Source organism: Clostridium sp. C8-1-8 (assembly GCF_009928445.1).
Lineage (GTDB): Bacteria > Bacillota > Clostridia > Clostridiales > Clostridiaceae > Clostridium_AR.
The window spans coordinates 23,602-39,839 of sequence record NZ_JAABNO010000008.1 but is presented as its reverse complement, the minus strand read 5'-3'; the positions used below and the strand labels follow the sequence as shown (position 1 = coordinate 39,839).

The following is a 16,238-nucleotide window of genomic DNA, read 5'->3' as shown; positions in this document are numbered from 1 at the left end:
TAAATTTATATGAATGTATTAAATAAATGTTGCTGTAGTGCACCAACATTTATTTAATACATAGGAATATAGAGTTTAAATACACACTATGAGCCTTTGTTATATTAAACCAAAACCGTCCCATAGATTGTTTTACTAAAATATACATTTTTTCAATTAATATATTGACAGTGTAAAAAAATGAGAATACTATATAGATATCCGATATATAGATACTCGATATATAGAATGTAAATGTATCATGTATCTATATATAGAAGGTCGATATGAATGCGAAGAGGTGTAATTATGAGAAAAAACGCTAAAGAGTTCCTGCCTTTAACTGAAACAAGCTTTTTCATTTTGGCTGCATTGTGGGAACCACTTCATGGATATGGAATAATGCAGACTGTTGATAAGGTTACAAATTCAAGAGTGATGCTTTTGCCTGGAACTTTATACGGAGCATTATCAAAGTTAACTAAAGATGGCTTAATAGAAGTTTTTGAAACAGCAGAAGATGTAGAAAGAAGAAAAAACTATAGACTTACCTCACTAGGTAGAGAGGTTGTAAGGTTGGAGTTTAAAAGAATTGAGACTTTAGGAAGAGAAGCCAAAGATATATTAGGGGGTGTTGATCTTGAAGGGAACTAAAAAAATATTCAAACTTTTCTTTGTCTATGATTACGATAGATTAGAACAATGGCTTAGGAAAATGGCCAATGATGGATGGATTTTCGAAAGAGCAAACTATTTTGGGGTATATACTTTTAGAAAAGCAACTAGTTCGGATATAATTTACAAGGTTGATTACAATAAGAACATTAAAGATTTAGATGATTACTATATCATGTTTAAAGAGAGCGGCTGGCAGGTGGTTCATGAAAATAGTGATATTAGGATTTTTAAATATACAGGTAACAACAATAATGAAGATATAAGTATATATAATGATCCGCTGGAGCAAATAACCTGGTTGAGAAAAAAGCTAATAATATTTTTAGTAGGGTACGGAGTAGAAATTGTTTCCTTATATTCATTATTTATATTACAAGATAATTTAACAAAGCTAAATAGGTATAGCTTATTTATTGTATTGATTACAGCATGTTTAACCATTCCTTTTATTAGATTCCTAAGTTCCTGCAGTTCTCTTGAAAAAAGATTAAGACAGAGCCAGTATAAAGAGTATTATGGAAACAATATCTTGAGTAGATTTTTCAAATCAGTATCTATATTTTTAATTCCACTAATTACTTCTTTAACTTTTGGAGTTATTGTAACTTTAAAATATACCGTTGGAGATAATGATAATTCAATAAAAAAAGAAATATTATCAAAGGATTCTGATTCAAAGTATGATATGAGAAGCATAGATTTTACTACATCCGAAGACATAGGCCATAGTAAGGTTTGCTTATATGGAAATGATAATAGGATAGGAGTCATGGCAATGGAGAAGCTGTTTCTAAATAGATACAAAGTTAAGCTGACTATTAGCTCAGAAGCTCCTGAAGGACAATTTATCTCAATGAACAATTTAGATTTGGAAAACAGCAAATACTTTACCTTTTATGGAAAAGATGATAAAGACCTAGTAAATAAGCTATTATTGATTTATGCCGATGGCTCTAGTGAGGAAGTATCAAAGGACAGTTTCAAACGGAAAAATGATTATTTTATAATAGCACAAAAGTCTAATAAAGATTTGAAGCAAGTCAAAGTAATGGACAATTTAGGGAATGATATAACCAATGAATTCAAGTTAGATATAAGTAAGCATTTATGAAAATCTTAAAAATCCTAGAAAAATCTAAGCATAATTTAATGAGACAGCAAATTTCGATAAAAAACCTGAAAGCATAATTTTGTGGAAGTGCTATAATATTTTTGGAATATTTTTATTCAATAAGATTTACAACTTATTAAGGGGGCTTTCAGTTGAACAGTAAAGTTTTTGACGTAAGAGACAGATTAGCATATTCAAAGTATGAAATCCATGAAACTGTCTCATTTGGCATACTTCTTGCAATTGTAGGCGGCTTTTTGGATTCATATACTTTTATTGCTAGAGGTGGAGTTTTTTCAAACGCTCAAACAGGGAATATAGTTCTTTTAGGTATTTATGGTGCTCAGGGCCAATGGATGCACGCTTTGGAACATTTGCCACCAATAATAGCTTTTATTCTAGGAGTTATAGTAACTGAAATTGTAAAAGGGAATTCGCCAAAGATGTTTATACAAGAGTGGGGAAAGGCTATACTTATTTTAGAGATTGTAGTTCTTTTTATAGCTGGCCTCATTACTAAAAATAACTCTGATATTTTAGTAAATACAATAATCTCCTTTGTGTCTTCCTTGCAAATAGCTTCTTTTAGGAAATTGGGAGACTGCCCATATAGCACCACAATGACTACAGGAAACCTAAGAACTGCTTGTGAGGCTGCATATGCAGCTGTAACAAAAAAAGATAAAAAAGCATCAGAAAGAGCTAAAAAACTATTTACTATAATAATATGCTTTATCTTAGGTGCATTTTTGGGAGCAATACTGACTATATTATTTGGAGTTAAAGCAATATGGTTGGCAGCTTTAATATTATGTATTAATGTAGCATTGTTTAGTATAAAAAAGCAAAATATATAATAAAAGTATACCTAATTCTACATTTCCTAGATTTAGGTGTATTTTTATTTTAAGAATTCTTGTTGCATAACCTATGGATCTACAATAAGATTGAATAAATCATAAGCTTTTAAAGCTTGTTGTAATAAATTATTTATAGTCTTAGAATAAAGTTCTTTTATAAAAGGAACAACTAAACTAATTGAAGTAATTTTTAAGAACATAACATTATTGAAGGAGTTGACGTCTATGGCTGTAAATATTTATGTTAATTTTAATGGGAATTGTAGAGAAGCAGTAGAATACTATTCCAAGGTTTTTGGTACAGCGCAACCTCAAATTATGACTTTTGGAGAAGGAGGTACTGATCCCAATTTTCCTATACCTGAAGAGGCTAAAAACTTGGTGTTACATACTAGACTAAATATTTGTGGTAGTACAATTATGTTTTCAGACACTTTTCCAGGAAGTGAATTTATTCAGGGAAATAATATAAGCTTATCAGTTGTAAGCAATAACATAGATGATATAAAGAATTATTATAATAAATTAAGCGAAGGTGGATCTGTTGAGATGGAGCTTCAGGAAACCTTTTGGAGCAAATGTTATGGATCACTTACAGATAAATATGGTATACCATGGCAGTTGAGTTATGAAAGTTAAGTTTAACTTTTTTACTTTATATATTAACAAGCTATTTTTAATTTTTAAAAGTGATAGGTTTGTTCAATAAAGAATATACTTTTATAGAAGGTAAACAAAATGCTATGCTGATTACTAATTTGCATAGCATTTTATATGTTGTATAATATAGTTGGTTTTGTATTGGTTATGAGGGGGACTAGTACTTACTGGCATTATAATCAATAATGGAATCTCAGTTGGCAGTTAGAGGAAGTATGAGTCTAAGCGGATAAAGTGTTTTTGTAAAGAAAGGGAGATAGGGATGAAGATAGCTATAGAAAAAACTAGAGAATTATATAGAAAGAAAAATCTTTTTACTTTTGTCAGCGTTAAAAAGGATAAATTTATTAAACCTTCTTGGCTTAAAACTAACGTAAAAGATAAGTTGAACCTGATTTACTTGGATCTTGGTGTTTTATATAAGGAAGGTAAAATCGTTTATGGATGCTTAGTTCAGGCTAATACTACACTTTTCAAAAAAGGAAATAATGATTCTCCTGCAGCAATAATATACAGTCCTGATAATTATTTTGATGGTAACTTTGATAAGCTTAGAAAAATGGCTTCTATTCTTTATAGCTATAAGGGAGTTGATGATGCTCCAAAAAATATCAAAGAGTTTACAGATGCAATAACTGATGAATATAAAAGAATTATGAATCTTAAGCTTCCTTATGAATTTACAGAAGGAAAAGAGGTATATTATACTACGATTATGGTACATAGAAACCATATACCTGATGGATATTTAAAGAAGGGATGTTTTCCTATATTGATGACCCCATACAAAAGTAAGGCAACTATTATACTTCCTAGTCGTTATTGGTCTGATGAGATGCTGTATATATGGGAAAGTGACTTGGACTTGTAATTCAGTAAAATTATATTGCTCTTTTAGTAAACTAATAAATGGCGAAAGAGATTACCTTTTAAAATATAGTTAGCTTTTGGGTTATTTATAAGTAAATAGTCCAAAAGCTATTTTTTGTTTTAAGCGAAAATGCAGTTTATTTACTATTAAGACTACTTATAAAAAATATACTAGCTAAACCTAGTGATATCAAATACTTAGAATGTCCATTTAGGGTGAACAGCAAAAAAGAAATGCTTATACGTGAAGATGACTTTGCTAATATTTGTGATACTCATAAAAAGTATTATTTTAGGTAAACTTGAGTAAAATGTTAAGGAATATAGTAACATCTAATAATCAATAAGTTAGTGAGAAAAATATTATATGAATTAAGTGGGGAAAAATTATGTTTATGTATGTATTCTCTATTGTATTGATAGTTGCATCCAATACAGTTTATAATATTTGCTCAAAGTCAATACCTGAGAAGGCTAATCCATTTGCATCATTGATGATTACCTATTTGACTGGAGCAGTTATAGCTCTACTACTATTTAATTTTAACAAAGGTGGTAGAGGCCTTATAGAGTCTTTTAGACAGCTGAATTGGGCAAGTGTAGTCCTTGGTTTTGGTATAGTTGGACTGGAATTTGGATATATAATGGCATATAGAGCAGGTTGGAATATAAGCGTGGGTTCATTAGTTGCAAATATCTTACTTGCTATTATTCTCATTCCTATAGGAATAATATTTTATAAAGAGGGCTTTGGGATTAATAAGATTATTGGAATAACATTTTGTATTATTGGACTAATATTTATAAATAAATAATTAAGGTGTTTACTCCAAGTATTATTTCACTTAAATAAACTGCCCTTGTAAGTTTAGCAGATAATATACTATATTTTAATTATAATTCTATTATATGTGCTTTTTAGTATCATTATAAATTAATAATATTAAATGTATATATTGACAATGAGATTGATCATTATATAATATTTTATATAGATGTATAAATATGTTGAATAATTATATATTTTGTTATAATATGTATATTATTGTAAGGCTACTCTTAATATAATAAATAATATTAATAAATAAAAATGTGGAGACAGTGATTTATGTACTTATTTGGGCACTTTGTACATAAAGAGTCAATAGTGCAACCGACCAACTTTAATAATTGGTCGGTTTTTGCTTTTTATTCATTATGATTTGAGGAACTATGTTATATGTAACTATCTAGGTGAGTATACTTTGTATAGGTAAAATTTAGTAACCTTAAAAGGATAAAAAACAAAATGCAGTTTTTAAAGTTTCTTCACATTTGGGCAGAGAAGGCAGAGAAGCTAAAAAGTTATTAAAAGTATCTATCTTTGCTGGATTTTTACATAAACAAAAAGAGGTGAGGAATTGTTAAAAAGTAAAACTAAAATTATGATGTTAATAGCAACAGCAGCAATTTCCTATAATGTAATGCATACAACTAAGGTAAAAGCTGAAGGTACTAAGGATATGGTTAAAAATGGTGGGTATAGAGCTTACACAGAGTGGACAAGTAATGACACTTATGCAAGCATTCCAAGACAAACAAAGTTAAATGTCTTTGTTAATGCAGGTGAAACTATAAACTTAGGCTCAAGTGTAATTGTTTCTAATCCTGATAAGGATTATGAAATATATGTTACTAAACCAGATGGTACAAGAACTGGCTATCATGTTGACAAAGCTACTGGGTTAGGATATATAGATTCTTACCAGAAGGAGTCAGCTGGTCCAAATCCAGGTTCAGGTGGATACACTCCAATAACAATTAAAGCTGATACTTCAGGTGTATGGAAGGTTGAGTTTAGGGGATCAGGTAAGCATGCCGATGATCCTACAGAAGATGGTTATTATGACTCTACTGGAAAAGCTACTGATAAAAGTGGAGTTGGATGGGATGCAAAGTCTGTAAGAGCAATATCATCTAGTATACAAAAAGTTACAGATGATTTCGTATCAGCACAAGGAAATACTATTGGAGCATGGGACATAACTGTAAAAGATATGACTGGTAACGAAAGAAAAGGTAGAGTATTTACTTCTTATGTTTCATTATTTGTTGGAAAGAATTCTACTACGAACGATACAGCTAAAAATGCTACAACCGCAGTACACGTAATTGATAGTGATTTTTACGTATTGACTAAGGATGGGTACGTGTACAAGACTTCTATGAATGGGCTTGATCCAAATGGTTTTCTATTCTTTTCAAATAATAGAGGCTTTGTAGACAAAACAAGTAATATGACATTATACCATTCTGTTGCTGAAGACACAACAGCTGCAGGAGTTGATAGAACAAGTAATACATTAAAGCATATATTGGGAAATGTATCACCTCAAAGACCAGATGTGCCTGATACAGCTACTGACATAACCCATAATGTATTTTTTAACTATCCATCACAAGATCTTCCTAGCAATTTATCTCCACAAGCTATTGCTCCTGCAGTTCCTCAAAACTTTAACTTTACAGGTAATACAGGAACACAGAGTAAGACTCAGTTGAGTAATGGAGGAACTTTCAGCTTTGTAGCAGATAAAGCTTCAAGCTATAGACTGGTAATAGATACAGATGGTACAGGTGGCTTTAATCTAGCTACAGATAAGGTAATTGAAAATGTATGTGTTGCAGGAAAAAATACTGTGACCTGGGATGGTACAGATAAAAGTGGTAAAAAGCTTCCTGTTGGAAGTTACTCTGCGCATCTAATAATGAAAGGCGGAGAATATCATTTTCCAATGCTTGATGCTGAACATAATCCTTTCGGTATAAAGGTTCAGTTAATGAATGCACCTGGATATGCTAATCCAAATAATTACACTGATAAATATAAGGTTTATTACGACGAAAGTAATTACACTACTTCAAACAATACAACTGTTAATTTAGATGCAGGTAATACAAAATATAATATCAATCCTATTTCTGCTTTAAACGGTATTGATAGTAGTAATGGTGCAAACGCTTATTTCCAAAGCTTTGGAGATGTAAAAGGAATAGATACTTGGACTTATTTTCCTGGTCAAGCCGTAGATTTAACCTTTGAAGTTACACCGACAGTTTCTGATTTTAGTAAGAGTGGAAATGAAGATACTAATATAGCTTTTGTTGCAACAGACTTCATAAATAAATTTCAAGCTGGAACTACTAACAATCTTAGTAAAATTAAAGTTACAAGTCTTCCAAGTAATGGGCAACTTAATCTTAATGGAACAGCAGTAACCTTGAATCAAGAAATATCTGTAGAGGATTTAGGAGGTTTAGTTTTTGTACCAAATAAAGATTGGAATGGTAGTGCAAACTTTGATTGGATAGGAAGTAATGGCGTAATCTATTCAGCTAATAATGCAAAGGTAAATATTACAATAACACCTGTTAATGATGCCCCAATAGCTGTGGATGATGTAGCTAAAACTAATGAGAAATTACCAGTTATCATTAAAGTGCTGGATAATGATAGTGATGTAGACGGTGATTTGTTACATATAACTTCAGTGACAAGCCCACTTTTTGGAAAGGCTTTTGTGAATTTAGATGGGACTATAACATATACTCCTAATTTAGGTTATCATGGAGCAGATGCTTTTACATATACAATTACTGATGGCAATGGTGTAACAACTACTGCTAAAGTAAATGTTAGTGTCAATGCTCTACCAGTAGGTGAAAATTATGATAAGAAGGTTGAGTTTAATACTCCTCTTACTGATAAGGTAGTTTCAACTGATGCAGATGGAGATAAATTAGCTTATTCAAAAGAAAATGATCCAAGTAATGGTACAGTAATGGTTAACGAAGATGGAACTTGGACTTATACACCGAATAAGGACTTCAGCGGAGCAGATAGCTTCACTGTAAAGGTAGAGGATGGACATGGTGGAACTGCGATATCAACAATATCAGTAACAGTAGATACACCTCCAACAGTAGGTAACTACGATAAGAATGCAGACTTTAATAAGCCAGTATCAGATAAGGTTACAGCTACTGATGCTAATGGAGATGCATTAACATATAGCAAAGAGAGTAATCCAACTCATGGTACAGTAGTAGTAAATAATGACGGAACTTGGATATACACTCCAGATAAGGACTTTAGTGGTGCAGATAGTTTTACTATTAAAGTTGATGATGGACACGGTGGAGTTGAAATATCAACAGTATCAGTAACAGTAGATACACCTCCAGCAGTAGGTAACTACGATAAGAATGTAGACTTCAATAAGTCAATATCAGATAGGATTATAGCTACTGATGCTAACGGAGATGCATTAACATATAGCAAAGAGAGTAATCCAACTCATGGTACAGTAGTAGTAAATAATGATGGAACTTGGACTTATACTCCAGATAAGGACTTTAGTGGTGCAGATAGTTTTACTGTAAAAGTTGATGATGGACACGGGGGAGTTGAAATATCAACAGTATCAGTAACAGTAGATACACCTCCAACAGTAGGTAACTACGATAAGAATGCAGACTTTAATAAGTCAGTATCAGATAAGGCTACAGCTACTGATGCTAACGGAGATACCTTAAGCTATAGTAAAGCTAGTGATCCAAGTCATGGAATAGTAGTAGTTAACGAAGATGGAACTTGGACATATACGCCAAATAAGGATTTCAGCGGAGCAGATAGCTTTACCATAAAAGTAAATGATGGACATGGTGGAACTGCAATTTCAACAATATCAGTTACAGTTAATACACCTCCAGCAGTAGGTAACTATGACAAGAATGTAGACTTTAATAAGTCAGTATCAGACAAGATCGAAGCTACTGATGCCAATGGAGATACCTTAATATATAGTAAAGAAAATGATCCTGCTAATGGTTCAGTAGTGGTTAACGAAGATGGAGCTTGGACATATACATCAAATAAGGATTTTAGCGGAGCAGATAGCTTTACTGTAAAAGTTAGTGATGGACATGGTGGAACTGCGATATCAACAATATCAGTAACAGTAGATACTCCTCCTGTAGTAAGTAACTATGATAGAAAAGCTGATTTCAATAAGTCAGTATCAGATAAGATTACAGCTATTGATGTTAACGAAGATAAACTGACATATAGCAAGGAAAATGACCCAAGTCATGGTACTGTAATAGTTAACGAAGATGGAACTTGGACTTATACACCGAATAAGAACTTCAGCGGAGCAGATAGCTTCACTGTAAAGGTAGATGATGGACATGGTGGTACTGCAATTTCAACAATATCAGTTACAGTTAATACACCTCCAGCAGTAGGTAACTACGATAAGAATATAGACTTCAATAAGTCAATATCAGATAGGATTATAGCTACTGATGCTAACGGAGATGCATTAGCATATAGCAAAGAAACTGATCCAAACCATGGTATGGTCGTAGTAAATAATGACGGAACTTGGATATACACTCCAGATAAGGACTTTAGTGGTGCAGATAGTTTTACTGTAAAAGTTGATGATGGACACGGTGGAGTTGAAATATCAACAGTATCAGTAACAGTAGACACACCTCCAGCAGTAGGTAACTACAATAAGAATGCAGACTTTAATAAGTCAGTATCAGATAAGGCTACAGCTACTGATGCTAACGGAGATATCTTAAGATATAGTAAAGCTAGTGATCCAACTCATGGAATAGTAGTAGTTAACGAAGATGGAACTTGGACATATACTCCAAATGAAGATTTTAGTGGTACAGATAGCTTTACAATAAAAGTTAATGACGGACATGGTGGTTCTGCGACCTCATTGGTGATGATTAAAGTAAATACACCACCAGTGGCAGTAGATGATTTCAAGGCTATTAATCAAGATAATTCTGTGGATATAGATGTACTTGGAAATGATAGTGATAAGGATAAGGACCTGTTAAGTGTAATTACAGTTTCTCAGCCTCAGCATGGAAAAGCAGTAGTAAATGGAGATTGGACTATAACCTATACTCCAAATACAGGTTATTCTGGCACAGAAGACTTTACTTATACTATAAGTGATGGTCACAATGGAACAGCAACAGCTCATGTAACTATTAAAGTTAATGCAATACCTATGATACCAAGCTTCTATAAAGAAATAAATGTGAATGCCGAATTAAAAGATAAGGTGATCGCTAGTGATGCTGATATCGAAGATGTGTTAACCTTTGCTAAAGCAAGTAATCCATCTCATGGCTCAGTTGTTGTAAATCCAGATGGAAGCTATGTTTATACACCTGATACTGACTATGTAGGTTATGATAGCTTTACAATAAAAGTATCAGATAATCATGGTGGTACTGCAATATCTACAATAAATGTAAGGGTAAATTCAATACCTACTTTAACAAACTATTATGAAAGAGCAGATTTTAACAAGGCTGTTTCAGATAAGCTTATGGGTGAAGATAAAGATGGAGATAGATTAACTTACAGTAAAATAAGTGATCCAAGTCATGGTTCAGTAGTAGTTAACGAAGATGGAACATGGACTTATACACCAAATAGAGATTTCAGCGGGGCTGATAGCTTTACTGTAAAAGTAAATGACGGACATGGTGGAACTTCAATTTCAACAATATCAGTAACAGTAGATACACCTCCATCAGTAGTCAACTATGATAAGAGTGTAGACTTTAATAAGTCCGTATCAGATAGGATTATAGCTACTGATGCTAATGGAGATACCTTAACATATAGTAAAGAAACTGATCCAAGCCATGGCACTGTTGTAGTAAACAACGATGGAACATGGACTTACACACCAAATAAAGACTTTAGTGGTGCTGATAGCTTTACTGTAAAAGTTAATGATGGTCATGGTGGAACTACCATATCAACAATATCAGTAACAGTAGACACACCTCCAGCAGTAGGTAACTATGATAAGAGTGCAGACTTTAATAATTCCGTATCAGATAAGATAGTAGCTACTGATGCTAACGGAGATATATTAATATATAGTAAAGAAAATGATCCAAGCCATGGCACTGTTGTAGTAAACAACGATGGAACATGGACTTACACACCAAATAAAGACTTTAGTGGTGCTGATAGCTTTACTGTAAAAGTTAACGATGGTCATGGTGGAACAGCTATATCAACAATATCAGTAACAGTAGACACACCTCCAGTAGTAGGTAACTATGATAAGAATACAGACTTCAATAAGTCAGTATCAGATAGGATTATAGCTACTGATGCTAACGAAGATACATTAACATATAGCAAAGAAAATGATCCAAGTCATGGTTCAGTAGTAGTAAATAATGATGGAACTTGGACATACACTCCAAATAAGGACTTTAGTGGTGCTGATAGCTTTACTGTAAAAGTTAATGATGGACACGGGGAAACTGCTATATCTATAGTAAACTTAAAAGTTGACTCATTACCTATAGTAGGTAACTATGGAGAAAAAACAGACTTCAACAAAGCTGTTTCAGACAAGGTTATAGCTTCAGATGTAGATGGAGATAGCTTAAGCTATAGTAAAGCTAGTGACCCAAGTAATGGAACAGTAATAGTAAATCAAGATGGAACTTGGACATATACTCCAAATGAAGATTTTAGTGGTACAGATAGCTTTACTGTGAAAATAGAGGATGGACATGGTGGTTCTGCAACCTCATTAGTGAAGATTAAAGTAAATACACCACCAGTGGCAGTGAATGATTTCAAAGCTATTAATCAAGATAATTCTGTGGATATAGATGTACTTGGAAATGATAGCGATGTGGACAAGGATCTGTTAAGTGTAATTACAGTTTCTCAGCCTCAGCATGGAAAAGCAGTAATAAATGGAGATGGGACTATAACCTATACTCCAAATTCAGGCTATTCTGGTACAGAAGACTTTACTTATACTATAAGTGATGGTCACAATGGAACAGCAACAGCTCATGTAACTATTAAAGTTAATGCAATACCTATGATACCAAGCTTCTATAAAGAAATAAATGTGAATGCCGAATTAAAAGATAAGGTGATCGCTAGTGATGCTGATATCGAAGATGTGTTAACCTTTGCTAAAGCAAGTAATCCATCTCATGGCTCAGTTGTTGTAAATCCAGATGGAAGCTATGTTTATACACCTGATACTGACTATGTAGGTTATGATAGCTTTACAATAAAAGTATCAGATGATCATGGTGGTACTGCAATATCTACAATAAATGTAAGGGTAAATTCAATACCTACTTTAACAAACTATGATGAAAGAGCAGACTTTAACAAGGCTGTTTCAGATAAACTTATGGGTGAAGATAAAGATGGAGATAGATTAACTTACAGTAAAATAAGTGATCCAAGCCATGGTTCAGTAGTAGTAAATAATGATGGAACTTGGACATATACACCAAATAAAGATTTTAGTGGTACAGATAGCTTTACTGTAAAAGTAAATGACGGACATGGTGGAACTGCGATGTCGACAATATCAGTAACAGTAGACACACCTCCAGCAGTAGGTAACTACGATAAGAGTGCAGACTTTAATAAGTCCGTATTAGATAGGATTATAGCTACTGATGCTAACGGAGATGCATTAACATATAGCAAAGAAACTGATCCAAGCCATGGCACTGTTGTAGTAAACAACGATGGAACATGGATTTACACACCAAATAAAGACTTTAGTGGTGCTGATAGCTTTACTGTAAAAGTTAACGATGGACATGGTGGAACTACCATATCAACAATATCAGTAACAGTAGACACACCTCCAGCAGTAGGTAACTATAATAAGAATACAGACTTTAATAAACCAGTATCAGACAAGATCGTAGCTACTGATGCTAATGGAGATACCTTAACATATAGTAAAGAAACTGATCCAAGCCATGGTTCAGTAGTAGTAAATAGTGATGGAACTTGGACATATACACCAAGCAAAGACTTTAGCGGTACTGATAGTTTTAAAGTTCTAGTTAACGATGGTCATGGTGGAACAGCTATATCTATAGTAAATTTAAAAGTTGACTCATTACCTACAGTAGGTAACTATGGAGAAAAAACAGACTTCAACAAACCTGTTTCAGACAAGGTTATAGCTTCAGACGTAGACGGAGATAGCTTAAGCTATAGTAAAGCTAGTGACCCAAGTAATGGAACAGTAATAGTTAATCAGGATGGAACTTGGACATATACTCCAAATGAAGATTTTAGTGGAACTGACAGCTTTAAAGTACAGGCTGAAGATGGACATGGTGGTGTGGTTACATCTACTATAACTGTTAAGGTAGATACTCCTCCAGTAGCAGTCAATGATGAAGCAAAAACTAATGAGAGCACAACTGTTAAGATAGATGTACTTTCAAATGACACTGATTTAGATAAGGATTCCCTAAGCATAATATCAGTAACTGAGCCACAGCACGGAAAAGTAGTTGTAAACCTTGATGGAACCATATCATATACACCAAATGCAGGTTATCATGGTAAAGAATTCTTTACTTACACAATAAGTGATGGGCATAATGGTATATCCACTGCAACTGTCAGTGTTGATGTAAATGCCACACCTATTGTTGGAAATTACGAGGAAAAGACTGACTACAACAAATCAGTTTCAGACAAAGTTGTAGCTTCAGATGCTGATGGGGATGTACTAACTTATAGTAAAGCAGGTGATCCAAGCCATGGAACTGTAACAGTGAACAAGGATGGAACTTGGGTATATACTCCAAGTAAAGATTTTAGTGGAGCAGATAGCTTTACAGTCAAAGTTGAAGATGGAAAAGGAGTTTCTACAATATCTACTGTTAAAATAGTAGTTGATACTCCTCCAGTAGCTATAAATGATTCTATAACTACTGATGAAGATGCTTCAGTAAACATTGATATTCTTAATAATGATAAGGATGCAAATAATGATGCTTTAACAGTTACAGCGGTTACTAATCCATCTCATGGTAATGTAGCTATTAATCCCGACGGTACAGTGAAATATACGCCAGTTACTAATTACAACGGTAATGATAGCTTTACTTACACTATAAGTGATGGTCATGGTGGAACAGCAACGGCTACAGTAAATATTATTGTAAATCCAGTTAATGACGCTCCAACTGTGCCAAACTACGATAAGACAACACCATACAATAAATCAATATCAAGCAGAGTACAAGGAACTGATGTTGACGGGGATGCTTTACAATATACTTTAAGATCACAAGCGAACAATGGTTATGTAATAGTTAGCAGTAATGGTACATGGACATACACTCCAAACTTCAACTATGCAGGTAGCGATAGCTTTACAGTTGAAGTATCAGATGGTCATGGCAAAACAGCAATATCAACAATAAACATAACTATAAGAGATAGAGCTGATTTAGTTGGTACTGTTAGAGATATATCTACAGGTAATGTTGTTCCTAACACAACTATACAATTAAGTGACCTAGCAGGACGTTTAATTTATACTACAACTACTGATGCACAGGGTAATTATGCTATAAATAATGTTAAGTTAGGTATATATGATTTTAGAGTTTCCAATTCACAGTTTAAGACAATAAATGATGAATTTGATGTAGAACCAAGTAGTGAAACAGATTATACCGTAAGAAAAGACTTCCAAGTATCTGATGCCTTAACTTACAGTTTAAACTTAACAGCTTCACCAAACACTATACTAGGCGACGGAATTTCAACTTCTGTATTAACCACAAGGGTAGTGGATAGCAATAACAATCCAGTGGCAAATGTTCAGGTTAACTTCTCAGCAGATGCTGGAAACTTCCCTAATGGTGCAGTTGCAGTTACAGATAAAGATGGAATTGCAAAAGTTGTATTTAAATCAGCAAATGTATCTGGAACAGAGCCGCAAAAAATACATGTAAGTGCTTCTGTTGACGATAAAGCACATAATCTACAAGCTTTTGATCAAATCATAATGACCTTTGAACCAGGAGTTATCGTTGGAGTTGTTATAGACAATGATACTAATCAACCAATAAGCAACGCTTTGGTAGAAGTATCAAAGGATTTTGATGGAGATGGCATAGCTGACTTTTATTCAAAGGTAATAACAGGAGCTGACGGTAAATATACAATAGCGATTCCAAGAGGAAATACAGATTATAAGGTTGAGATAACAAAACCAGTTAAGGTTGGAAATACTTATGAAAATGTTAAATTTACTCAAAATAATAAAGTAGGAAGTATATCAGGAAACAAAACAGAGCAGTATTCTTCTGAGGAAACTGTGGCTGGTGTTATTCTTTCAAAGCAAACTGATGGAAAAGTAGCAATGCTTAAGGATACTTCATTGTTTAGTATTGAAGTATTAAATAAGGCAGACGGAAGCAGTGCTGGCAATGTAAAAGCTTCCTTTGTAAATGGAGTATTCGAAGCAGAAGGATTGGAGAAAGGTAAGAGCTATACCATAGCGATAAACTACACCTTCCCATCTGGACAAAGAATAGCCATTGGAACTGCCAATGTAAATGTAAATACAGATGGACAGATAAACCTAACCTCAATGCTTATTGACCCATATGGTACAATAACAGATTCAATAACGAATGGAATTATTGATGGAGTTAGAGTTCAACTTTACTATGCTGATACAGAAAGAAACAGAGCTGCAGGAAGAAAACCTAATACTTTGGTAGACTTACCAAAAGTACCTGGATTCGCTCCAGCGGACAATGAAAATCCACAAATTGATGATGTCAACGGTAAGTATGCATTTATGGTATTCCCAGAAGCAGATTACTATTTGGTAGCAACTAAAGATGGATATGATACTTTTGTAAGTGAAACTATTTCTGTTGAAAAGAACATAGTAAAAAGAGATATCTCAATGAACCAAGTTAAGAAACCAACTGTGACTACACCAATAGTTAGTAAACCAGTTGAACCTATTAAAGAAACACCACAACCTGAAAAAACTGCTACTATAATTCAAGAACTTCCAAAAACAGGATCAGTAGTAGATTTTAATACACTAAGTATTTTAGGGCTTATGATGGTAGCTTCTGGTGTTGGAATAACTTTAACTAAAAAGAAAAACTAATTAAATTAATGTGTTGAAATTAAACCTAGTCTAAATTAAAAATTCACTGAAGTA

The 16,238-nt window shown here is 33.3% G+C and carries 7 protein-coding genes and 1 riboswitch; all 7 genes read left to right on the top strand.

The features are described from left to right. Window positions 1-288: 288 nt before the first annotated feature. The 7 genes from GXK57_RS10180 (at window position 289) to GXK57_RS10150 (ending at window position 16,184) form a co-directional block, all read left to right on the top strand. Complete coding sequence (locus GXK57_RS10180) at window positions 289-633, top strand: helix-turn-helix transcriptional regulator (RefSeq protein ID WP_160675350.1); 345 nt, start codon at window positions 289-291, stop codon at window positions 631-633. Further along, a complete protein-coding gene (locus tag GXK57_RS10175; RefSeq protein ID WP_160675348.1) occupies window positions 620-1,768 on the top strand; it encodes a DUF2812 domain-containing protein in 1,149 nt (382 codons plus the stop codon). Before GXK57_RS10180 ends, GXK57_RS10175 begins: the two co-directional genes overlap by 14 nt. A gap of 152 nt (window positions 1,769-1,920) precedes the next feature. Next, window positions 1,921-2,625: a YoaK family protein gene (locus GXK57_RS10170; protein ID WP_160675345.1), complete on the top strand. Its 705-nt coding sequence runs from the start codon at window positions 1,921-1,923 to the stop codon at window positions 2,623-2,625. A gap of 228 nt (window positions 2,626-2,853) precedes the next feature. Then, on the top strand, window positions 2,854-3,267 hold the full coding sequence (locus tag GXK57_RS10165; protein ID WP_160675342.1) for a VOC family protein: 414 nt from the start codon (window positions 2,854-2,856) through the stop codon (window positions 3,265-3,267). A 283-nt stretch (window positions 3,268-3,550) separates the two neighbouring features. Next, a complete protein-coding gene (locus GXK57_RS10160; RefSeq protein ID WP_160675339.1) occupies window positions 3,551-4,159 on the top strand; it encodes a hypothetical protein in 609 nt (202 codons plus the stop codon). A gap of 388 nt (window positions 4,160-4,547) precedes the next feature. Continuing rightward, complete coding sequence (locus tag GXK57_RS10155) at window positions 4,548-4,973, top strand: EamA family transporter (protein WP_160675336.1); 426 nt, start codon at window positions 4,548-4,550, stop codon at window positions 4,971-4,973. Between the two features lie 270 nt (window positions 4,974-5,243). Next, window positions 5,244-5,326: riboswitch (cyclic di-GMP riboswitch) on the top strand. Window positions 5,327-5,558: 232 nt separating this feature from the next. After that, the gene (locus GXK57_RS10150) at window positions 5,559-16,184 is read left to right on the top strand and encodes an Ig-like domain-containing protein (protein WP_160675333.1); all 10,626 of its coding nucleotides are present in this window, start codon (window positions 5,559-5,561) and stop codon (window positions 16,182-16,184) included. The last annotated feature ends 54 nt before the right edge of the window (window positions 16,185-16,238 follow it).